The organism is Streptomyces canus (genome assembly GCF_001514145.1).
Lineage (GTDB): Bacteria > Actinomycetota > Actinomycetes > Streptomycetales > Streptomycetaceae > Streptomyces > Streptomyces canus.
The window spans coordinates 125,963-147,149 of sequence record NZ_KQ948676.1 but is presented as its reverse complement, the minus strand read 5'-3'; the positions used below and the strand labels follow the sequence as shown (position 1 = coordinate 147,149).

Annotated in this window: 16 protein-coding genes and 4 pseudogenes; 4 read left to right on the top strand and 16 right to left on the bottom strand. The window is 68.5% G+C overall.

Going from position 1 to position 21,187, the window contains the following annotated elements; all coding sequences use genetic code 11:
- Positions 1 to 59: 59 nt before the first annotated feature.
- Positions 60 to 895 (bottom strand): annotated as a pseudogene (locus tag AQJ46_RS43915) (IS701 family transposase); the annotation flags it as partial.
- A gap of 144 nt (positions 896 to 1,039) precedes the next feature.
- The gene (locus AQJ46_RS43910) at positions 1,040 to 1,693 is read right to left on the bottom strand and encodes a TetR/AcrR family transcriptional regulator (protein WP_059210947.1); all 654 of its coding nucleotides are present in this window, start codon (positions 1,691 to 1,693) and stop codon (positions 1,040 to 1,042) included.
- Positions 1,694 to 1,806: 113 nt separating this feature from the next.
- Between AQJ46_RS43910 and AQJ46_RS43905 the strand changes: the two genes are divergently transcribed.
- Both AQJ46_RS43905 and AQJ46_RS59190 read left to right on the top strand, forming a co-directional pair.
- A complete protein-coding gene (locus tag AQJ46_RS43905) occupies positions 1,807 to 2,262 on the top strand; it encodes a YybH family protein (protein WP_063803926.1) in 456 nt (151 codons plus the stop codon).
- A gap of 722 nt (positions 2,263 to 2,984) precedes the next feature.
- The gene (locus AQJ46_RS59190; RefSeq protein ID WP_159064167.1) at positions 2,985 to 3,197 is read left to right on the top strand and encodes a sigma factor-like helix-turn-helix DNA-binding protein; all 213 of its coding nucleotides are present in this window, start codon (positions 2,985 to 2,987) and stop codon (positions 3,195 to 3,197) included.
- 545 nt (positions 3,198 to 3,742) lie between these two features.
- Here AQJ46_RS59190 and AQJ46_RS43895 read toward each other — a convergent pair.
- From AQJ46_RS43895 to AQJ46_RS43885, 3 genes are all read right to left on the bottom strand, one after another.
- Positions 3,743 to 4,228: a GNAT family N-acetyltransferase gene (locus AQJ46_RS43895; RefSeq protein WP_059210944.1), complete on the bottom strand. Its 486-nt coding sequence runs from the start codon at positions 4,226 to 4,228 to the stop codon at positions 3,743 to 3,745.
- Between the two features lie 885 nt (positions 4,229 to 5,113).
- The gene (locus tag AQJ46_RS43890) at positions 5,114 to 6,565 is read right to left on the bottom strand and encodes a family 43 glycosylhydrolase (protein ID WP_079072709.1); all 1,452 of its coding nucleotides are present in this window, start codon (positions 6,563 to 6,565) and stop codon (positions 5,114 to 5,116) included.
- Positions 6,566 to 6,599: 34 nt separating this feature from the next.
- On the bottom strand, positions 6,600 to 8,030 hold the full coding sequence (locus tag AQJ46_RS43885; protein WP_404828526.1) for a family 43 glycosylhydrolase: 1,431 nt from the start codon (positions 8,028 to 8,030) through the stop codon (positions 6,600 to 6,602).
- A gap of 403 nt (positions 8,031 to 8,433) precedes the next feature.
- Between AQJ46_RS43885 and AQJ46_RS43880 the strand changes: the two genes are divergently transcribed.
- Together AQJ46_RS43880 and AQJ46_RS43875 are read left to right on the top strand one after the other, a co-directional pair.
- The gene (locus AQJ46_RS43880; RefSeq protein ID WP_059210942.1) at positions 8,434 to 8,658 is read left to right on the top strand and encodes a transposase; all 225 of its coding nucleotides are present in this window, start codon (positions 8,434 to 8,436) and stop codon (positions 8,656 to 8,658) included.
- A 107-nt stretch (positions 8,659 to 8,765) separates the two neighbouring features.
- Positions 8,766 to 9,902: an IS30 family transposase gene (locus AQJ46_RS43875; protein ID WP_404828525.1), complete on the top strand. Its 1,137-nt coding sequence runs from the start codon at positions 8,766 to 8,768 to the stop codon at positions 9,900 to 9,902.
- Positions 9,903 to 9,979: 77 nt separating this feature from the next.
- Here AQJ46_RS43875 and AQJ46_RS43870 read toward each other — a convergent pair whose 3' ends face one another.
- The 11 genes and pseudogenes from AQJ46_RS43870 to AQJ46_RS59520 all read right to left on the bottom strand — a co-directional run.
- Positions 9,980 to 10,171: a type 2 periplasmic-binding domain-containing protein gene (locus AQJ46_RS43870; RefSeq protein WP_059210940.1), complete on the bottom strand. Its 192-nt coding sequence runs from the start codon at positions 10,169 to 10,171 to the stop codon at positions 9,980 to 9,982.
- Complete coding sequence (locus AQJ46_RS43865; RefSeq protein WP_059210939.1) at positions 10,168 to 10,554, bottom strand: LysR substrate-binding domain-containing protein; 387 nt, start codon at positions 10,552 to 10,554, stop codon at positions 10,168 to 10,170. Before AQJ46_RS43865 ends, AQJ46_RS43870 begins: the two co-directional genes overlap by 4 nt.
- Before the next feature lie 245 nt (positions 10,555 to 10,799).
- Positions 10,800 to 14,618: an nSTAND1 domain-containing NTPase gene (locus AQJ46_RS43860; protein WP_059210938.1), complete on the bottom strand. Its 3,819-nt coding sequence runs from the start codon at positions 14,616 to 14,618 to the stop codon at positions 10,800 to 10,802.
- Positions 14,619 to 14,742: 124 nt separating this feature from the next.
- Complete coding sequence (locus AQJ46_RS43855; RefSeq protein ID WP_059210937.1) at positions 14,743 to 16,071, bottom strand: RICIN domain-containing protein; 1,329 nt, start codon at positions 16,069 to 16,071, stop codon at positions 14,743 to 14,745.
- 341 nt (positions 16,072 to 16,412) lie between these two features.
- On the bottom strand, positions 16,413 to 16,868 hold the full coding sequence (locus AQJ46_RS43850) for a transposase (protein ID WP_225887575.1): 456 nt from the start codon (positions 16,866 to 16,868) through the stop codon (positions 16,413 to 16,415).
- A 165-nt stretch (positions 16,869 to 17,033) separates the two neighbouring features.
- Positions 17,034 to 17,348, bottom strand: a pseudogene (locus AQJ46_RS43845) (ISAzo13 family transposase); the annotation flags it as partial.
- Between the two features lie 153 nt (positions 17,349 to 17,501).
- Entirely contained in the window at positions 17,502 to 18,836 is a 1,335-nt protein-coding gene (locus tag AQJ46_RS43840) for a vWA domain-containing protein (protein ID WP_159064166.1), read from the bottom strand.
- A 23-nt stretch (positions 18,837 to 18,859) separates the two neighbouring features.
- Positions 18,860 to 20,116 (bottom strand): hypothetical protein, encoded by a 1,257-nt coding sequence (locus AQJ46_RS43835; RefSeq protein ID WP_059210934.1) that lies wholly within the window; start codon positions 20,114 to 20,116, stop codon positions 18,860 to 18,862.
- Complete coding sequence (locus AQJ46_RS43830; protein ID WP_059210933.1) at positions 20,113 to 20,529, bottom strand: hypothetical protein; 417 nt, start codon at positions 20,527 to 20,529, stop codon at positions 20,113 to 20,115. Before AQJ46_RS43830 ends, AQJ46_RS43835 begins: the two co-directional genes overlap by 4 nt.
- Positions 20,530 to 20,828: 299 nt before the next feature.
- Positions 20,829 to 20,942: pseudogene (locus AQJ46_RS54805) on the bottom strand (ATP-binding protein); the annotation flags it as partial.
- A gap of 139 nt (positions 20,943 to 21,081) precedes the next feature.
- Positions 21,082 to 21,187, bottom strand: a pseudogene (locus tag AQJ46_RS59520) (AMIN-like domain-containing (lipo)protein); the annotation flags it as partial.

Sequence of the window (21,187 nt, the reverse complement as noted above, 5' to 3'; positions counted from 1 at the left end):
GGACGGTATCGTGATGAGTGGTGACATAGAAGCCTCCAACTCATAGGCCTCCGTTAGGTTGCGTTGGCTCTTGGGTTTGGGCTGACCCCGGCCGGTCGCACCCGCAGGGACAACAAATGCGAACGCATCGGCCCGCGGGAGCCTTCCCGCCAGGTCACCTCAGTGAAGGCCTGCCGCCCCTGGTCCGCCCCGAGCGCGGCCACCGGGGACGGCTTGTCGCGGTAGCGGGGCCGGGGCTTGCGGCCGTTGCCGGACCAGGGCGGGGCAGTGGGCACGGCATCGTGCGGGTGGACGGTCACATCCGAGCGGATCGCCATCACGTAGCCGATGCTCCGACGTTCCAGCCCGTCGCGGAAGTCGGCGTTCTGCCCGTAGCCGGCGTCGGCCACCACCACCGGCGGCACCAGACCCCAACTGGCCGGCTCGTCCAGGACATCCAAGGCCAGGCGCCACTTCTCCCGGTGCCCGAACTCCTCAGGGACCCCCGTCTCGCGTCGGCGGGCCGGGTCGTCCGCCCACTCCTGGGGCACGAACAGGCGCCACTGCAGCGGACAGGACGCGGTGTCGGAGACCGCGTGCACGCTCACCGCGACCTGGCAATTGGCCTGCTTGCCCAAGGCTCCGCAGTACTGGGGCGCGACCGCCACCGATATCTTCCCGTCCTTGGGGAACGACATGTAGTCGATGGCCCAGGCATCCGGGCCGATTCGCGGCACCATCCGCTCCGCGATCCGCCGCCGCACCGGCACCGGATCCCACGTCGACTGGTTCACGAACTGCTGCAGGTTTTCTGCTCGTTGCCGTCCGCCAGCCGCTCCGCCATGGCCTGGATGGACTTGCGCCACCCATCCACCATCAGTCCCCGCAGATAGCAGTCGCTCTTCGCCCGTGCATCAGGTTGGTGTGCCGGGCCTGTTCGACGTAGGGGCAGGATCCTCTTGCGCAGCCAGCTGCCGTCGCGGTCGGCCCGGTCCCGGCTCGCGGACCTCGCAGCCGCAACCGGATCTCATCCCCCGCCTGTTGACACCCTTTCAGTCGTCTACTGTCGCACCAGAGGCAGGCCGGCTGCAGTGGCCGCCACCATGCGTTTCAGCGTGGGGCGGAACGGCGGGAACGCCCGCGCGATCTCCGGCTCGCGCGCGTACAGTTCACGCAGCGCCTCAGGCGGACGGGTGATGGGAAACAGCTTCGCGACGAAAGCGCTGGCTGTCATCACGAGTGCGGCGCCATCGGCGGGGGTCAGTTCCGGGCAGGCGGCGGAGATGTGCCGGCCGATCGCCCAGTAGGTGTCGATGGCCCACCTCTTGAAGACCTTTAGCACCTCCACGGACACATTGTGCTCGAGCATCGTCTCCGCGTGCGTGGTCAAATCACAGTAGAACGGACGGTCCACGAAGGCATCCGCGAGAACGCCGGCTGTTGCCTCGGTCCCACTCACTTCTTGCAACCGGGCACTGACCACGCTCGCCCACTCAGAACCCGCGCTCATCAGCAGATGCAGGTAGATCTCCTCACGCGTGCCGAAGTAGCGCAACACGTTGGACTTGGCGAGTCCGACCGCGGTGGCGATGTCCTGCAGGCTGACCCTGGCCACGCCGGAACGCTCGGCGAGCTCCCGAGCGGCGGTGAGGATGGCCTCACGGCGCTGGTCCTTCTGATCAGGGCGTCGAGCCCGCTGGAATGGCGCTGACATGACCGTTCATCCTAGTCCAGATCTAACAGAACACCCATCTCTTGTTAAGGGACGAGTGTTCTGTTAATGTCCCGGCATCCGACAACCCCATCGCGCTCCGGGAGTGAAAGACCATCTCCGTCACCTCGACCAACCTCAGTCAGACCATTGACGACTTCGTTGCCGCCTTCAACGAGCCGAGCCCCGATCTTGACAAGGTCATGTCCTTCTTCGCCGACGACGCCGTGTACCTGCCCGGCCACCTTCCGGAGCGACGTGGCATCGCGGCGATCCGCAAAGAATTCGAGCCGCACTTCGCCGGGCGCTACGGCGCCATGCACTTCGCCGTGTACGACAAGATCATCGACGAGCCGAACCGGCGCGCCACGATCCGCTGGGCCTGCCGGCTCGACATGAGCGGAGAGTCCGGCCAGCATGTCCCGTTGCCGCTGCGCCTGTTCGCTCGTGCGCGCTACGGCGGCCGCATGCAATGGCACGGTGTGGACGTGTTCCACTTCGACACCGCAGGGCGTATCAGCGGCAAGTTCACCTACGCCATGTTCCGGTTGCCGCTGTGGGAGCGAGGCTGACAGGGCTCCCCGACGGTCCGAACCACCCGCCCGTCATACCTCCCCTGGGGAAAACCGTCTGCGAGTTCTGCGGGGTAACAGGACGCCGCCGACGACGCGATGACACCCCGCACGGCTGGATCAAGGCCGTGTGCAAGTCCTGTCACGCCGATTGGTCCCGCCACACCATCATGATCGTCAACGGTGCCGTGCGCCGCCGTAGGCCATGGCGGCCCCGCCGCCAGGCGGCGGCACATCCGGTGGGGACAACGCGCCGACGCGCTGACGAGAGTGCGGTGCTGCGCCTACAAGTGGTGCTACCGCGACTGCTGCTCCAGCCGGTCCAGTTCACGCTCGGAAATGGATGAGTCCCGGGAATGTCTCCGAGAGTATCTTCGACCGCTACGCTCAGGCCGGCCGTCCCATCCCGCACTATCGCCGCGCTACCGACTGGACAGCGGAGACCGGCGCGAGATCGCCACCGGCGCTGTGATCGACGGCAGCGCATTGTTCACCGAGTACGGCCTGGTCCGCGGCAGATGGAGCCCGGGCGACGGCGCCTCCCTGACCACCTACTTCGTCGGTGCCACACTGCGCTCGTTCCGCCCGGTCTGCAATCGCTGGTATGACGACCGTGTCCTGCGGTATACCGAACTGCATCGGGCACCAGGACGTAACGCCCGGGAGACGCCCTGACGCAGATCCCCGTCCAGCCCGGCACGGACCCCGTCAACGCTGCGGCTGTGCACGACGAATGCCTGCGGCTGCTGGAGCAGATCCACGATCCACAGGTCCGCGAGGCACTGTGCTTGCGCGCGATGGGATACACCCAACGCGAGGCGGCACAACGCGTAGGACTCACCGAGAAAACCTTGGAACGTAGGACCAGCCGGATCCGTATCCGGCTGACGAAGACCTCTGCACAGCCCATCCAGCGGAAGGGAGAAACGCGATGACCGCTCGGAGGTACGACACGGAGGTCCAGCCCGCGGACTCCATGCCGACCGACGACTTCGACGCACTCCTGCGGGCCTCCAGCCTGGGCGCCCCCCCACGTGCTGGCCCGAATGGGCCGACGCCATGCCGTTCTCAACCACACGGAGCTGACCGCGCCGCGGGTGGTCCCAGCGCAAGCCAATTCCCGGGGCCACTTCAGGACGTCGGGAAGCTACACAACCTTCACCAACTGGGGCCGCTCGAAGTCAACATGCCTGGGCCGCTGAACGACGTCGCAGCCACCTGGCCTGGCCATCGGCTCGATCGGCGGCGGGCCTGATCTATGTCGCGGGGCCCGATGGGGCCGTTTGCCGGACGCGGACGGCGTCGCTGGACGAACCGGAGCTCGACAAGGTGGCCGATGACCTAAGGCAGTTTCTGAGCTGCTGGAGCGCTCCCTGACAGGGTCCAACGCCGACGGCGATCCGGGATACCTGTAAGCGCAGGCCCCAGCGCCCCTTCTGTTAGCCGCTGTAAGTCCTGTGTGCGCCAGCCCTGTAGGCCCTCAGCGGGGCCGGGCTTCTGGGATGTTCCGGCGCATGACGTCGGTAATTGGGCATACCCAGGCCGCTCCTGGCGTCTCGGGTTCGATCAGCGTCAATCCGCACGCTTGGAAAAACGCACGTCGGCCGAGCACATCGGTGCCGTCCTGAGGAGCCAGAGCGAGGAACGTGCGGCCGGCTTCCTGAGCCCGCTGGGCAACTTCGGTCGGCAACGCCCGTCCGAGACCGCCGCGCCGCTCAGAGGCAGCAACCATGACGCTGTAGATCCACGCCTGCTCTCCGAGATGACCGGCCCGTCCCTGTTCCCGCCCGAAGTCGCAGGTAAGGTCGTACTCCACCACTCCCATGATCCGACCGTTGTTGTGGGCCACGAGGACGTCTATTCCATCGGCGCTGAAGAAGTCGCCATCGGGCCCAAGGCCCTCCGATGCCAGAAGGTCCGCGGTCATCGAGCGGTCGGCCCCGGACATCCTGCGGATAAGCGCCATGCGCTGAGTATCTCAACACAGCCGGGTGCACTCACCAGTCATTGGGAGCGCTGCCCACCCACGCGATCGGCTCGCCGCCGCCGTTGTGTCCCCAGTGCGGATCCTCCAGTGAGGTGCGCCACACTCAGAAAGTTGACGGTCGCGATGCGCTATCCGGCCGCCCGGCCGCCCGGTTTCCCTGAATGTGGTCACATGAGTGGTTTCTGGAAAATCTCCAGTGTTCAGCCGGGAAGACAGCACGGAACCGGCCGCCCGGCCGGGTAACGCTGTGCTGATCGCAGTCCCAACCCAGCGTTCCCAAACGGCCCATGAGAGTCACTGACGCCATGTAAGTTGGTCCTGCTTCCAAGAGAAGAACCTTCGGAGGGGACCGCACTGGCGGGCTGCCCGGCCGGGGGTCCGACAACAGGTGTCGGTCCCACCGTCCCGAGGGGAATTCAATGGGGAAGCACGCACGGCCAAGGCCGGTGAACTGGAAGAAGATGCGCAGACGCGTCCGACTCTGGATGGCGCCGGTGTCGGCCACTGCGTTCTGGGTCGGGCAGATGGTTCACACATGGGCCTGGCCTTACAACTGACGCCGCCCCCAGCTCATTCTCACTGAGCTGGGAACGGCGTCTGAATATGCGGGGCCTCTGCCGTTGCTGCGGCGGGGGCCCCGTTTTCTAGGCACAGACCCGATTGAAAACAAAGCCTGCAACTAAGCCTGCGACCCCACCCTAACGCACCCGTAGATGCAGAAGGGTGGGGTTTCGCGTACGCAGTTGCGTACGCAGATGACCGGCATCCACGAGGACAACGCCGTCTTGGCGCCGCTGCGCCGCTGCCCCATGGAGGCTGCCGTCGGCACCGGTCCGCGGTCCCGGCGAGGGCCGTCCGCAGGTGTTACTGGGCGTAGAACGTGGCGTCCGCCCGGTCCGTGGCCGTGCTCGGCGTCTGCACGTACAGCAGGTAGTTGAAGTGGCGGACGTAGCGGCCTGGTGAGCCGTAGGACTCGTAGGAGACGCCGGCGGAGTCGGACAGACCCGCCCGCTTGGAGAAGGTGGCGTCGGACGCGAACTGCGCCGTGCTGTCGTTCTTCTCCAGCCGGACCTCGAAACTCGCGTTGCTCCGTAGGTAGTAGCCGGGGAAGTTGGCCGACTCGAGCGACACGGTGCCGCTGCCGGTCAGGCCCGTGACCACGCGGAACTGCGAGTCCGCCAGCGGGCTGACGTTGGCGTCGATGCGGCCGCGGTAGTCGAAGTGGCGGATGAAGCGGTCCGCGAAGTTGTACGACGAGAAGCGCAGCGGGGTGACTCCGTCGGCGACCGGGATGCCGAAGTCGGGGGTGCCGTCGGCCTTCCAGGACACCTTCTGCACGCGGGTGCGGCGGTTGGGGTCGTTCAGCGGGTCTCCGGTGATGTCCTTGTAGTTGCGGTCGTGGTAGACGAGGATGTCGGACTTGCCGTCCTCGGAGACGGTGAAGGAGTTGTGGCCCGGTCCGTACTGCGAGGTCGCCTCGCTCGTCCTGAGCACCGGCTGGGAGCCCTTGGTCCAGGACGCCGGGCTGGTCAGGTCGGCCGTCGCGGAGGCGGTCAGCATGCCGAGGCAGTAGTTGGCGTCGGTCGCGCTGGCCGAGTAGGTCATGAAGACCTTGCCACCGTGCTGGATCACCGCGGGGCCCTCGTTGACTTTGTAGCCGATCGTCTCCCAGGACAGGGTCGGCTGGGAGATCTCCGCCGGAGTGCCGGTGATCGTCCAGGGGTTGGCCAGCTTCGCGATGAACAGGCTGGTGTTGTTGTTCTCGGCCGGGTTGCGCTGGGCCCAGGCGAGGTAGCGGACGCCGCCCACGGCGAAGGTGGTGGCGTCGAGGGAGAAGCTCTCCCACGTCGTCTTGATCTGGCCCTTCTCGGCCCAGGCCGCGGTGAGCGGGTTGGCTCCGGTGCCCTCCAGGACGTACATGCGGATCGCCCACTGGTCACTGGTGGAACCGGCGGCGAAGTACACGTACCACTTGCCGTCGATGTAGTGGATCTCCGGCGCCCAGATGTGGTTGCCCATCACGCCGCTGGCGTGCTTGGTCCAGATCGTGGTCTCGGGGGCCGTCGACAGGCCCTGGATGGTGGTGGCGCGGCGCAGCACGATGCGGTCGTACTCGGGGACGGTCGCGGTGAAGTAGTAGTAGCCGTCGGTGTGCTTGAAGATGTGCGGGTCGGCGCGCTTCTCGGCGATCGGGTTGGTGTAGGTCACGGCGGGCGAGTCGGGCCCGGCCGCGTGGGCGGCGGTGCCGGGCCCGGCGAGACAGCCCACCAGGGCGAAGAGGACGGCCGTGAGCAGCCGTACGGCGTTGCGTCTCAAGGAGTTTCTCCAGATCACGGGGTGCGGAGGGAGGTCAGGTCGTGGGGACGAGGCGCCACTGCTGGCAGTTGTTGTTCAGCCAGGTCCACAGCCGTACGTCGGTCCCGTTCGTGGTGCCGCAGTTCGCGACGTCGGCGACCTTGCCGCTGTTCTCGTTCACGATCCGCACGTAGTCGCCGGTGGCCGTGTAGACCAGTCGGAACTTCTGGCAGTTGTTGTTCAGCCAGGACCACTGGGCGATGTCCGTGCCGTCGGCCGTCGCGCAGCTCGCGGTGTCCATGACCTTGCCGGTGGCGACATTGACCAGCCGGCTGGTGTCGTTGCCGAGGTCCTCGACGCGCCACTTCTGGTTGGCTCCGCCGGTGCAGCTCCACTGGAAGATGTTGGTGCCGTCCGTGGCGTTGCCGCCCTCGACGTCCAGGCACTTGCCGCTGTTGCGGTTCACCAGGGTGTACGCGGTCGGGGTCGTCGCCGTCTCGCCCGAGGGGCCGGGCAGCGTGGTGCCGAGCGCGACCGGGGTGCCGAAGTTCGGCGTGCCGTCCGCGTTCCAGGTGAACTTCTGCGCCCGCGTCGTACGGCCGTTGCCGCAGCCGCCGTTCGCGGAGTCGTTGGCGTGGTAGACGATCCAGTTCTCGGTGCCGTCCGGCGAGGTGAAGAAGCCGTTGTGGCCGGGGCCGTAGACACCCGCCGCGTCATTGCGCTGGAAGACCGGCGTGGACTTCTTCGACCAGGAGGCGGGGCTGAGCGGGTCGGTGCCGGTGAGCTCCAGCTGGCCCAGCTTGTAGTCCGCGGTCTGGCAGTGGCTGGCGGAGAAGGTGAGGAAGGTGCGGCCGTCGTGGTAGAGCGGCTCGGGTCCCTCGTTGACCGCGCCGCCCGATGTCTCCCAGCTCGCGGTGGGGCTGGAGATGATGGTGAAGGTGCTGCTGGCCAGCGTGTACGGGTTGCTCATCGGCGCGATGACCAGGCTCTGCTTGCTGCCGTTGATGAAGCCGCTGCCGATCAGGTACAGGTTGTTGTTGTTCTCGAGGACGGTGGCGTCGATGAGCCAGCCGCCGGGGGTCAGGTTGGAGCCGCTGAGCTGGTTCTTGTAGGTGTACGGGCCCATCGGGTCGGTGCCCGCGCTCTCCAGGACGTGGGTGCGCTGGGAGTCGCAACAGGCGACACCGCTCTGCCCGGCGGAGTAGTACAGGTACCAGTGGCCGTCGAGGAAGTGCAGCTCGGGCGCCCAGATGTTGGTGTTGCGGGTGGGGGTGGTGTCACTCCAGACCTGGACGCTGGCGGCGGTGGAGAGTCCGGCCAGGGTCGGTGACTTCCGCATGGTCAGCACACCGGTGAAGGACGTGGTGACCAGGTAGTAGTTGCCGTTGTAGTACTCGAGCCAGGGGTCGGCCCCCTTGGCCGACTTGACCGGGTTGGTGTACGGGCGGCCCTCGGCGGCGGTGGCCGGGGTCGTCGCCGACACCATGGCGATCAGTACGGCGAGCACGCAGAGGATCAGGGATCTGTGGCGCCTGGAGGGGAGCTGCTCTGACATCTTAGGCATGCGGGACCGTCCCTGTCCGTAATTTCGAACCTTGTTCGCAGATTCGATCAGAAGATAAGCAGGGGCAATGATTCCGTCAACGGCTTCGTCACATGCACTTCACCTGCGTGACTTCATCCCGTGAACTGGACCGGCCCATCAGCGCTCCGAGGAGGAAGCCGCGACGTTCGACAGGTGGCAGACCGAACTGAACGGCGCTGCGCCCGCCACGGCGCAGTTTCCCGCGGAGACCGACGGCGCCGCCGGGTCCGACGGGGCCGCCGCCCATGGGTCCAGTGACGCCAACGGGCCGGACGCTGCGGAACGGGCCCGCTTCGTCAAGGGCATGGCCGAATGGCAGATCCGGCCGCTCGACTGGGTCTGCCCGGTCGTCTTCATAGACGCTATCAACGTCAAGATTCGCGATGGCCAAGTGGCACACAGGCCGATCTACGTGGCCCTGGCGGTCACTGCCGAGGGGCACAGCGACATTCTCGGCCTGTGTGGCATCAACGGTCTGATGTGGCCCCACTCTTCCGGCTTGGGTTCTAGAGGTGGTTGCAACACCTGACCCTCGGGGTTGTTGCGATGACCAAGCCGCGTCGGATGCCGAAGAAGCCCGGACCTGCGCCGTTGGCGGACAAGCGTGATCAATACCTTCGCCTCATGGCGCAGGGGATGAGCAACTCGGCCGCGTGCCGAGAGGTGGGAATCAACCGTAAGACCGGGAACCGCTGGAGGTACGGAAGGAAGGTCGTCGACCGGGCCGGCAACGTGCGCGTCTACCTGCCGATCACCGAGGTAAGGGAGTCCGACGCGGTCTCCGAGCGGTTCTTGTCGGAGGACGAGCGGATCGTCATCGCCGACCTGTTGCGGGCCAAGAAGTCCTTGCGCGCCATCGCCCGGGAACTTGGCCGGGACCCGGCCACGATCAGCCGGGAGGTGCGCCGTAACCGCGACCCGCGTACCGGTATGTACCACCCCTTCCAGGCCCAGCGTCGGGCGTCCGTACGCCGCGCCCGTTCCAAGGAGGGGAAGGTACGGCGTGATCCGGAGCTGAAGGAGTTCATCCAGCAGCGCCTGGACCGGCGTTGGAGCCCGGAGCAGATCTGCCAGGCCCTGCGCGCAGCCTTCCCGGACGAACCCGACCGTCACCTGGTGCACGAGACCATCTACCAGGCCGTCTACCTGCCGCACCGCGGCGGCCTGGAGCGCACGGCCGGCACCTTGCGCACCGGCCGGCCCGCGCGTCGGCGTCGTCGGCGTGCTGCCCAGCGCGCCACTCGGTTCATCGACCCGGGAACGCTGATCAGCCATCGGCCGGCGGAAGTTGACGACCGAGCGGTCGCCGGGCACTGGGAAGGCGACCTGATCGTCGGCACGGCCAACCGCTCCGCGATCGGAACCCTGGTCGACCGCACCACCCGCTACGTCAAGCTCCTCCATCTCCCCGACAACCGCTCCGCCGAGAACGTCCGCGATGCGCTCCTGCACGCCTTCGCGGACCTGCCCGCCGGACTCGCCCACTCGTTGACCTGGGATCAGGGCAGCGAGATGAGCCGTCACGACGAGGTCACCCGCGCCACCGGCATTCCCGTCTGCTTCTGCGAGCCTGCCAGCCCCTGGCAGCGCGGCTCGAACGAGAACACCAACGGCCTGCTGCGCCAGTACTTCCCGAAGAGCACCGACCTGTCCATCGTCAGCGCCGAGGACCTCGCCTTCGTCGCCGCCGAACTCAACAGCCGCCCCCGCCGGACTCTCGGCTGGCAGACCCCCGCAGACCTCTTCGCTAAGCTCGTCGCAACACTGGAATGATCACCGTGTTGCGATGATCGCTGGAATCCGCCCAGGTCCCGGGCACCCTGCGGCCGCAGCGGAGCAGGACATCACTGCTACTGATGTCCTGAAGACAGGCCCGTGGCGATGTAGGCAATCTGCTCCCGCAGCCAGCGGTGGCCCGGGGCATTGTTGAACTGCCGCGGCCAGTACAGGTTCTCGTGCAGTCCATTCAGCCGCACAGCGGGCTGCACGATCCGGGCTTCGGTCATCTGCACCACCTTCTCCGCCAGCCGGCGCTGGATCATTGCGAACAACCTGGTGCCGGAAGCAGGAAGGGCGCCGCGAGCATGCTGGTCGTCGACACTTCGGTGTTGCGTTTGATGCCGTGGTCGTCCATCTGTTTCTCCACGATGGACACCTGTCCAGGCGGGTCGAACATGACGTATGGCAGCTCGCTCATCTGCTGACGCGTCAGGCGCTCTCCCACCTCGGGATGCTCGGCCCGGGCCGGCGCGACATAGCTGTCCTCGAACAGCGGCATGGCGGAGAACTCGAACGTCGAGTCCATGACCTCCTGCGGCATCACGGCGAGCGTGGCCTCCGCCCTCCGCAGGTGATCGGCATAGTGGGCACTGACCGAGGTGATGTTGATCCGAATGCCCAGGGCGCGTCGATGGAGATGCGCCATGCCTGAACCCGGACGACCGTGTCGGTCACCTCGACCGACTCCAGCAACACGCCCTCGACCGAGGAGAACAACAGCTCCTCCAGCTGTGGCAGCACTTTGTTCACAGCAAAGGACTGTCGACCACATCACCGTCCAGCCTGGCGATTTCGGACGAGCTCAACCGGCTCCGCGCGAAGATCAACGGTCACCCTGCGTAAGCGACCACACGAAGTGGACCAGAGCCCGCTGTCACCTACGAAGCCACCTCAACCCTTGCCCGGACACACGTCCCGATACGACGCGTCCGGAATGTACGTATACCACTCGGCCACTGACAACCTCGTGTCCGTGTGGGCGCAGATCCAGGTGGCTGCGTAAGCAGGGGTCACCCGGTAGCGCTGGACGGGGGAGTGGAGGCTGGTGGCGTAGAGCGAGGTGCCGTCCGCCGTGAAGGCGAGGGAGGTGATGGCCTCGCCGGGTGTGGTGAGGCCGCTGCCGAGGGGCTGCCGGTTCGCGGTGTCCCAGAGCTGGAGGGTTCCGGAATCTCCCGCGACTGCGAGAGTGGCGCCGTCGGGGCTGAAGGCGAGCGCGGCCACGGCTTCCGGGTCGCCGCTGCCGACGGGGGCCGGGAAGGTGTTGGGCAGGACGCCGAGCCGGTGGCCGAGGCTGCCGTCCCACAGGGCGACCCGGCCGGACGCGTCACCGACCGCCACCCGGGAGCCGTCCGCACTGAACGCCACCGCCTCCGTCTCCTGCCCGAGCCCCAGGGTCCGGGGCGTGCTGCGGCCGGAGGGCGGGGCCGCCACCCGGTCGCCGCCGACGAGCAGGCCGCCGTCGGGGCGCAGTGCGAGGGCCGTGGCGTCGAGGTTTCCGAGGGCGGCGGTTCTGCGGTGGCTCGCGGTGTCCCACACTTCGGCGTCCGTCGTGCCGGCGGTGGTGTCCCGGACGGCCACGAGGAGGCGTCCGCCGGGGCCCAGGGCGAGTTCCTCGACGGCGGCGGACATGGCGGAGGAGGCCGCGAGGTCCAGCGTCGTCCGTACGCGGGCGCCGCGGACGTCCCACAGCGTGACCGGTTGTGCCGAGGTGCCGCGGTCCGGCGCGGTGACGCCGTAGGCGAAGGCCGTGCCGTCCGGGCCGAACGTCATCAGCGGCTGGGCGTCGGCGGCCGTCACCGGCCCGGCGCTGTCGGCGGGCACGGGGAACGCGGCGGTGGGCAGGGTGCGCACGGTACGGCCGGTGGCTGGGTCCAGGAGCCGGAAGACATAGCCGCCGGGCCGCTGTTCGGCGGTGGCGAGCGTACGGCCGTCGGGGCTGAGCAGTGCGTCGGCCAGTGCCGTGTCCCGCCAGGCGGCGGTGACGGCCGGACCCAGGTCGAGGGTGTGGACTGTGCCGCCTTCGAGGTAGCGCAGTGCGGATCCGCGCGGGTCCCAGGCGAGATCGCCCCGGATGCGGCGGCCGTCGAGGGAATGACGGAAAACGGGCGCGCCGGGTGCGGACAGGCGCCAGACGGTGAGCTGTGCCGGGCCGGCGGCGGCGAGGAAGGCGCCGTCCGGGCTGAACGCGACGGACTCGGAGTCCGGGGCGTCGAACGTGGCGGTCTCCCGACCCGACGCGAGGTCCCACACCCGCACGTCCGCGCCGGAGACCACCGCGAGCCGGTGCCCGCCGGAGTCGAACACGAGACGGGAGTTGTCGTCGCCGCAGTTGCCCGCCGCCGTTTTCTTCGTCCAACCGCCGGACAGCGTACGGCCGTTGGACGTGTCGTGGATCTGGATGGTGCCGCGGGTGGGGCAGACGGCGACCAGGCGGCCGTCCCCCGTGGTGGCCACGTTCGTCTCGGAGCCCGCCGCCGCCCGGAACAGCAGGCGGCCGCCGGAGAGGGCGCGCAGTTCGACGCGCGGTTCGTTGACGGAGCTGAGCAGGTAGGCGTCGGCGGCGGCGTCGAAGGTGACGATCTCCGCATCAGAGGCGATCGCCGCACCAGGGTCGATCTCCGCACCCGCGTCGACCGCCGTGCTTCCGGTCCACCGGCCGGTGGCCAGGTTCCACAGCCGTACGCCCGCATCGCTGTCGAGGGCCAGGACCTTGCCGTCGCGGCTCGCCGCCTCGATACGCAGGCTGTCGACGGGCAGCCGACCGGAGGCGATCGCCCGGTGGGTGACGGTGTTCCAGGTGTGCCAGGTGCGGCCGCTGACGCTCAGCAGGACCCGTCCCGAGCGGACGAGGAACCGTTCGGCGCTGCCGCCGCCCGGCCCGGGATCCGTGAACGCGTCGCGCTCGGACTGGGTCGGCGCGGCGAGCAGTGCGGCCCGGCTCTCGGGGAGCGCGGCGATCCGCCAGGCGGCCAGCCCCAGTAGCATGGCGGTGCGGGGATCGGTGGTGCGCATGCTGTCGGCGACCTCGGCGACCCGCTGGGCGGCCGCGGCCCGGGCGTCCCGCAGCTCGGTGTCGTGCTGCTGCCAGGCGACCAGCCCGATCACCAGCGCGAGTGCGAGCAGCGCGGCGGCCGCGGTGACCAGCCGCCGGATTCTTCGCCGGGTACGGCTCACCGCGCGCCGCTCGTCGTCGCGGGCCCGCAGCGCGGCGGTCAGGAAGGCGCGTTCGGGAGCGGTGAGGACGGGACGCCATCCGGTGTCCGGCGTCCCGAACAACTCCACCGCCCGCTCGAGCCGCACCCCCCGGTACAGCGCCCCGCCGTCACGTCCCAGGTCCAGCCACGTTCGTACGTCCTCGCCGAGGCGCCGATGGGCGATCAGCCGCCCCCGGTTCTCGTCGATCCACCGGCCGAGCCGCGGCCAGCTGGTGATGAGCGCCTCGTGGCCCAGTTCCACCGTGTCGCCGTCGAGGGCGAGCAGCCGGGCGGCGGCCAGCCGTTCGACGACCGCGGGAAGTTCGGGATCGCCCCAGTCGTCCAGTTCCGCGCGGGTGACCGAGCGCCTGGTGTCGGGTACGCCCTCGCCGGGCGTGATCAACCGCAACAGCAGCTTCTGCGCGGTGTCCGCCCGACCGGGCGACAGCGCTCCGTACGCGTGCTCCGCGGTCGCGGCGATCGCGCCCTGGACACCGCCGGCCGCCTCGTACGCGGCGAGGGTGAGGATACGGCCGCGCCGGCGCCGCCAGGTCTCCAGCAGGGCGTGCGAGAGCATGGGCAGCGCGCCGGGCCGGTCGACGACCTCCTCGACGATCCGGGCGGTCAGCTCGCGTTCGACGACGAGCCCGGCGACGGCGGCGGGCCCCGTGACCGTCTCCCGCAGCTCGGTCGCGGACATCGGCCCGATGAGCAGCCCGCAGTGGCGCAGCACGTCGGCGAGCCCGGGGTGGTCGGCGCACTGCCCGTAGAAGTCGGCCCGCATGGCGATCACCACGTGCAGCCGGGAGTCCGGCTCCCTGGCCGACAGCAGCAGGTCGATGAACCGGGTGCGCTCGGCGCGGTCCCGGCAGATCGTGAAGACCTCCTCGAACTGGTCGACGATCAGCCAGCTGTCGGGGTCGCCGTCCCCGGGTGCCAGCAGATGGCCGTAGGTGGCGGCGGGCCGCTCACCCGGTGTGAGGATCCGTACGACAGCGGGCCGCCCGCGCTCCCCGGCGGCCTCCTGGACGGCGGGGATCAGTCCCGCCCGCAGCAGCGACGACTTGCCGCTGCCGGACGCGCCGAACACGGCCGCGAACCGGCGCTCGCACACGAGGCCGAGCAGTTCAGCGACGAGCCGCTCACGCCCGAAGAAGAGGTCGCGGTCGCCGGGTTCGAAGCGGGCGAGTCCGCGGTACGGCGAGGTGGTGTCACCGTCGGCCCCGCCGGGAGACGCTTCCTGCGTCTCCGCGGCCTCCTCGGCGGCCGCGCTGCGGCGCGGTTCCCACACGTCCGGGTCCCCGTCGCACGCCTCCACGTAGGCGGAGACCACCGCGGCCGAGGGCAACCGTTCACCCGCGGCGGCGCGCGAGAGCGCGGACACCGACAGGCCCGTACGGTGGGCCATCGCGCGGTACGAGGGGCTGCCCGCCTTCTGCCGCAGCAGGCGCAGTTCATGGGCGAACAGCTGGACCGGACCGGCACCTGGATCGACCGGACGTTCTGGACGACCCAATGGAACTCCCGGAAAATCCCCTCAAAAACAATCTTGGTCACGAACTATGACCGACCGCGCCAGGCGACGACAATGCCCGGCCCGGTGACGTTGGTCACCGGGCCGGGAACGGCACCGCGGGGGTTTACGCGTGCTCGTACACCGAGATGTGGCTCTTCCAGTTGAAGACCGTGTCAGGGATGTAGGTACCGCCGGGCGGGGTGATCAGGAACTGGTCGTCCTTGTTGTTCGGGTTCGCGGCGTAGCTGAGTCCGTCGCAGGAGACCGCCCACCGCTGCTGGTGGGTGGCGTCCTCGGCCAGGCACTTGCCGTTGGAGGCCATGAGCTCGTCACCGTCGGCGTACCACCACTGGCGCGAGTCGCTGTAGTTGCAGGGGGTGAGGGCGACGTTGTAGCTGGTGTTGGTCAGGCACTTGCCGCCCTGGCCGATCAGGTAGCCGATGGCGCCGTCGCTGTTGATGTGCGGGGTCTCGGCGACGTCCCAGTTGTAGTACGGGGTGTTGTAGCTGCCCGAGTACAGGTCGTCGTGCACGTCGCGGCCGGAGGCGTGGGAGGGGATGCGGAACTGCACCCCGTCGGCGATCGGCTGGCCGCGCTTCTCGGCGATGACCGGCTCGACCGAACCGCCGCCGGAGTAGGCGACCGGGAAGGCGCCCCAGTTGTGGATCATGATGTAGTTCAGCGCGTTCTTGATGCTGCCGACCATGTTCGGGCCCGCGCTGCCGATGCGGGCGCCGATGGACTTCAGGGCCTGCCCGGCGCTCTGCAGGGTGGCCCGGACGCCCTTGCCGACGTAGGACTCGTCCAGCTTGTCGAGGCCTGAGAAGGTCAGCATGGAGACGGTCGCGTCGAAGAAGGCACCGCCGACGCTCTTCCAGTTCAGGTAGCCGTCGGTCAGGTACTGGAAGGCCAGCGCGCCGACGAACCCGCCGACGAAGGACGCGAACCGCACACCCCACTTGCAGCCGGCCGGGCCGGTGAGCGAGCAGATCAGCGTGGAGCCGAGGATGGTGATGACCGCGTCCGCGGCGATCTCCACCGCCCGCGCCGACAGGTAGGACCACTTGGCCTGTGTCACCTTGTGCAGCTTGCCCGTGCAGTCGGTGACGGCCTCCTGCTTCTTGGAGGCGAGGACCGTCACCTGGTGCGCGGTGAGCGCGTACGAGGTGGCGGAGACCGTGGCCGTGGAGGAGCCGGAGTCGTAGGCCGCGCTCTGGACGACGGGCCCGTTCGCCACCGGCCGTGCCTGTGCGCGGTAGGCGGCCTCGACCGCGTCGACCGTCCCCTCGCAGAGTTGCGTGACCGAGGTGGACGTCTTCCTGGCCGCGTCGGACAGGCGGCTGCCGAAGGAGGCGTCGAGGAGGGTGGCGGCCAGGGCGGTGACGAGCACCGTGATGATGAGTGTGCGTATCGGCACCCGTTGAAGCGGACGCCCGGTGAACCAGGTCAGCACGAATAAGCTCCTTATGGATGCTTTGTCTGTATCGGGAACGCGGCGGTGTGTGCGGGTGCCGCCCGGGGAACCGTCCCTGCCGGGGCCGGCGTATTCGGGTCGCTGGATCGCCGGGCGGGGCGGAACTCTTCCGATCCTGAAGTGCCCGACGTTGTTGCTCAATCCCTCTTCCGGGGCGGCAACAATCGGGTGACCTGGGGGAACGCCGGACTTCACCGGTCCGATCCGCCGGCATCGTCCCGGTCAGGATGCTGGCCACCCTGACGGCAGCGACTCCCGAAAACGCGGGCCGCGTTCCGGTCCAAGTTCAATGCCGTGACTCTGTTGGTGATCTTGGGCGGTCAGGTGATCGCGAATCCCGCTGTGTTGCAGAGGGTTTGAAAGCGGGGTGCTCGCCGGGCCGATGAGGTGGTGTCGTACCAGTCGGCGAGACGGCTGAGGTTGCAGGCCATGGCGGTCAGGACGTGCTGCACGTGGGTGCGGGCCAGGCCTCGACAGCGGCTTCTGCGCAGGCCGTGAGCGCGGACGTTCTGCGAGAGGGTGTCCTCGCTGCCGGCGCGGATCGCGTACCGGCGTTGCCACTGCTCGGTCTGCTGGTCGAGCCGGTTGCGCATCTGGATCTCGTGCAGCGGCCGCGGCAGTACCGCGACGGAGCGGGGGCGAGTGGCGGAGGAGGTGCACCGGGCACGGTCGGGGCAGGGCCGGCAGTCTCTCTCGGCGAAGCGGGCCTGAAGATAGGTGTGGCCGGAGATATTCAGCCGCGTCCAGGACGCACTCGTCGCACCGCGCGGGCAGATGGCCTGCTCGTTGACCCAGTCGATGGTGAAGGCGGCCTTGTCGAAGCCCGAACCTTCCTTGGCCTGGCGGCTGTGGTCGGCGAGGATCGGGCCGAGCAGCGTGATGCCGTGGACGCGCTGGGCCCGCTCGACCTGGGCGGGGGTGAGGTAAGGCCTTGCAGATCATTAACGCGTTGTCTTGATCATGCTGCTGGTGTCGCTGCTCAGGGCTCGAACCCGAGCCTGGAGGGCTGTGAGGGCAGAGGGCGGAGTAGCCGCCGGCAGGATGACGATGCTGTGCGCCTTCAGCAGCGTCCTGATCTTCAGCAGGGTGCGGTGCGTAGCGGTCCGACTGCTGCCGAACAGCACGGCGAGGGGTTCCGCGGCCAGGGCGGCCCGCAGGTGAAGGACGGCTGCCAGGACCTGGTCGGGGAAGGCGAGCCGGGGCGGGCGGCCGCGCTTAAAGTCGCCGTGGAGGGCCAAAGTGTCGGTGAGATCGCTCCAGATGTGGGAGCAATACTGCGCACTTCACAGCGAGCTGGTCACGGGTCTCGTCCGGGATGCGCAGACCACACCAACGAGCTTCAGGACGGGAAGCAACACCTTGATTCCCTGCAAGCCTTTGGCCCGAACGGACACCGCCCCGGACACCGCTCAGTTTGTCGAACCGTCGGCGTAGGTGATCTCAGGGTCCGGCGGTGCCTCGGATCCGGTCAGCGCGGCGCAGGTGCGAGCAAGGGTCATCACCGACGGCTCCTCGGTCGTCACGCAGGCCAGTAGCCGACTGGCGGCCATGCCCGTGGGCGACGAGGCGCCGTCCGCCCATCGCTTGCTGGTCTCGACTCGTTCCCTGGTCATCGTGACCGTGCAGGTACGCGACCTGTGGCCCTCGTCGCAGCCGTACCAGTAGGGCGTTTTACTTGGCCGGTAGTACGGGTTGTTCTGCTCGGCCAGGTCACCCATCGGATTGGGGTTGGGGCCGCTGACGGCGGCCCGCAGGGTGAGGCGGTCGCCCTCGCGCATCGTGAACCGGCACTCTCGATCAGCGGTCGCATTGGTCGTCGCGGCGCAACGCACCGGCGTACCGCTGACATTGACCGCCCAACCAGTGAAGAGCCCGACCACGAAGGGGTGTTCCGGGCGTGCGGACGTCTCTGGCGCACTGGGGCTGCTGGGTTCCGCCACCTTCCGGGCTTCGTCCTCCTTCGGCAGCATCAGTTTCCGGAGCACGGGGGCGAGAACACGGGGTGTGCTCGCGAAGCGCGGCGCGGGAGCGCCTACGGCGTCCGCGAGCTGCCGTAGGTCGGCCCTCTCGTTGGCGGGCACCTTGTAGCCGACGAACCTGAATTCCAACCGCACCCCGGCGTCCTTCGCCTTGTCGTGCGCGTCCTTGAGTAGCGCACGCTGATCCGACGTGCAGGCGTCCCTGCCACTGCTTGTGACCACGATGATGCGATTGCTCTTCTCTCCCCGGAACGGGTAGGGACCGTCGAAGTCGTCGATCACGGCGGCGATTCCACTGCCCAGCGTCGCCTGTCCGCCGGGAGTCAGATCGCGGACGGAATCGGCGATCTCGCGTCCACGGCCGGTTCCGCTGCGGACGACTTGCGACGTGTTCCCCGAACCGCCACAGACTCCTCCGAACCTGCGCAGCGACAGGGCGTCGTCCTCCCCCGCGTTCTGGGTCGCCGAACCGACGGCACGGGCGACGGCTGCGAAGTCTGCCCCACGGCGCTCCGCAGCGGCGGGCACGGGGACGGACGCGTCGACGAGGAAGGCGGTCCGATGGTCCGGTGTCGAGCGGTACACGAAGAACACGGCGGCCGCCAGAAGCAGCAATAAGACCGTGATAAACGCCGTGATCACCTTGCGCCGCTGGGACGTCCGGGGCACTGCGGAACGCCCCGGGAGTGTGCCGGCCCCGTCCGCAGCGACTGCCTCCACGAGCCTCCCGGCCTTCCCGGTCTCCCCGTCGTTCATATCGTTCATGTCGTCCGTGGATTCCCGGCGCGTCACGAGGCAACCGGGGCTGCGTCACGCAGCTTGGCGAGTGTCATGTTCAAGGCTTCAACCTCCGTGTTGTAGGCGTCAGCGGCTCTCCCGTAGGCCGCCCTGTGGTACGAGCTCCCGGCAGCCCCGGACCGTTCGGCGTCCAATAGTTCACCGGCGGCCGCGATGACGCGCCGTTGCCGGTCACGAAGCCGTGCGGCACGCGCGTGGATGTCGGCTTCGGTCGCCTTCTTGGTGCGGCCGGCCAGGTCCTCAAGCACCGAACTGACGCGGGCGTCCGCCCCGCGTGCGGTACCCAGGTGCTTCTCGGCGGCTTCGAACCGGCCCCCGTCGATCGCTCGCACGGCCGCGTCGACTTGTTCGGCGGCCGGATTGAGCGCGTCGATGACCTTCCGGGCCCCGCGCATGACCGGCTCATCGTTGGCGTACCAGTCCACGGCAGTCTGCAGCTCCTGAGGCGTGTCGGCGAGCACCGGATCCGGGGCCCGGGCGCCCGCGGCGATCCGGCGCAACCGCTCGCGCTGTGCCTTGGGCACCTGGTAGCCGATCAGCCGGAACTCCAGTCGCAGCCCTGCCGCACGGATCCGCTCCCGGATCTCGTTCTCCACGAAAGCGATGTCGTCGTCGCACGCGTCAGTACCGTGACGGGTGATGACGATGACGCGGTTCATCTGTGTGGCGGCGAGATCGAACGGCCGGGAGAAGTCCTGCACGGCTTCCACGATGCCGCGCACCAGGGTGGGTTCCCCGGCGGCGCGGAGACCTTCCGCGGCCCGTACGAGTTCTGGCCGCTCACCGGTCGCGAAGTCGGTCAGACGCCGGGTGTTGTCGCTCTCCCCGCACGCACCGCCGAATGCGCGCAGGGAGAGCGCGTCACTGTCCCCGGAGTTGCCCACCGTCGTCCGCATGGAGGCGGCGACGTCGGCCAATCCGCGAGGGCCTGTGCCTCTCGCCGTGTCGACGAGGAACTGCGTGCGGTACGTGGGGGCGACCTCGGGAAGAATCCACCGTGAGGCGATCCACCCCCCGCCGGCGATGAGAGCCACGCAGAGCAGCAGGAGCAGTACCACCTTGATGCTGCGCGGCAGTTGCACGAGGTACTTGACGAAGACCTTGCGCTGGCGGCCGGTATGAATGTGCAGGTCCCGCTCTGCGATGTTCTGGTCTCGCCCAGCCTGAAAGATGCGGGCCTGGTCCGCTGCAGTGGCTTGCTGTCGGACCTGTGGCTCTTCCTCCGCGGGGTCGCTCGTGTGCGTCATCGCTCGGTGATGTTCTGGTCCCGCCCTGCCTGGTACACCCGGCCGTGACCGGTGGCGGTCGCCTTCATCACCTGTGACGCCACCGCGTGCTGCTCCCGTGTCGGCAAAGCGGGAATGAGATGGTCGTTCAGGAGCACCCGAAGCTGTTCCGCAAGTGCTGGGTTCGCACGCAGCAGCATCTGCAGCCGCGTCTGCCAGTTCGTGATCAGGTCCTGCTCGCGGCCTTCGTTGTCCTCCTGGCGCGCCTCGATCACCTCGGTGTGCGCGTCGGTGAGCTCCCTGTGGACGTACTCGGCCTGGTCCGGTCGAGCCGTACGCCACCACTCGACCACGCGCGTGCGCACCTGCCGCCACGCGTCCGTGGCCATTGCGCCGATCAGAGCCGTCCCAGCTGCCATCGCGATCGGATCCATGACACCCCCCTCGCTGTGCCCGGCCCCTCACGGTACGAGGGAAGCACCTGAAGAGCCGCTCATAGGCCTGGTTCGTTCGCCGTTGGATCCAAGTGGATCGGTTGTGCCAACGCCCGACCGCGCGAGACCGTTTGAAACCAGGCGGGAAGCCACCGCAGGACGTCACATCGGCATCGCACGGCCCGGTTGTCAACGGCCATTTCGTTCTCCCCGTAGGCGGCCAGGAGTTCGCCCCGCCGGCGGCCATCGAGATGTCCCCGGTGGCGGCCAGACAGTTCCCCGCCCTCGGGTCGGTCGGGTCAGCTGAAGGGCTTCACCCCCTGTCCGCTGGTGGCCTGGGTGAGCCGGTAGCTGTCACCCTGGGTGACGACGATGTGAGCGTGGTGCATGAGCCGGTCGACCGTCGCGGTGGCCGGCGGGTGCGTGTGGAGCCGCCGTCGGCAGCGGCGGTCCAGCGGGTCCACGACCGTACGGGACACGCCGCTGATGAGATACACCCGGTGTCGCCCATCGTGTGAGGCGGTGCGCGACCCCAGCATCCGTCAATGCACCTCAGTGCGAGGGACGGCAGGTGTTGCGGTGGGCGATGTCGAGGACGAAGCGCTCGGGGCGGTGCAGCTGCTTCGTCGTGTAGGAGGGCTTGCTGTCGAACGCGGCC

Bases quoted from the DNA above. Each gene is read 5' to 3' on its own strand.
- AQJ46_RS43830 (WP_059210933.1), bottom strand. From the start codon at position 20,529: ATGGATCCGATCGCGATGGCAGCTGGGACGGCTCTGATCGGCGCAATG.
- AQJ46_RS43875 (WP_404828525.1), top strand. From the start codon at position 8,766: ATGAGCAACTCGGCCGCGTGCCGAGAGGTGGGAATCAACCGTAAGACC.
- AQJ46_RS43865 (WP_059210939.1), bottom strand. From the start codon at position 10,554: ATGGCGCATCTCCATCGACGCGCCCTGGGCATTCGGATCAACATCACC.
- AQJ46_RS43885 (WP_404828526.1), bottom strand. From the start codon at position 8,030: ATGGTGTCGGCGACGACCCCGGCCACCGCCGCCGAGGGCCGCCCGTAC.
- AQJ46_RS43895 (WP_059210944.1), bottom strand. From the start codon at position 4,228: ATGGCGCTTATCCGCAGGATGTCCGGGGCCGACCGCTCGATGACCGCG.
- AQJ46_RS43835 (WP_059210934.1), bottom strand. From the start codon at position 20,116: ATGACGCACACGAGCGACCCCGCGGAGGAAGAGCCACAGGTCCGACAG.
- AQJ46_RS43870 (WP_059210940.1), bottom strand. From the start codon at position 10,171: ATGATCCAGCGCCGGCTGGCGGAGAAGGTGGTGCAGATGACCGAAGCC.
- AQJ46_RS43880 (WP_059210942.1), top strand. From the start codon at position 8,434: ATGGCCGAATGGCAGATCCGGCCGCTCGACTGGGTCTGCCCGGTCGTC.
- AQJ46_RS43840 (WP_159064166.1), bottom strand. From the start codon at position 18,836: ATGAACGATATGAACGACGGGGAGACCGGGAAGGCCGGGAGGCTCGTG.
- AQJ46_RS43910 (WP_059210947.1), bottom strand. From the start codon at position 1,693: ATGTCAGCGCCATTCCAGCGGGCTCGACGCCCTGATCAGAAGGACCAG.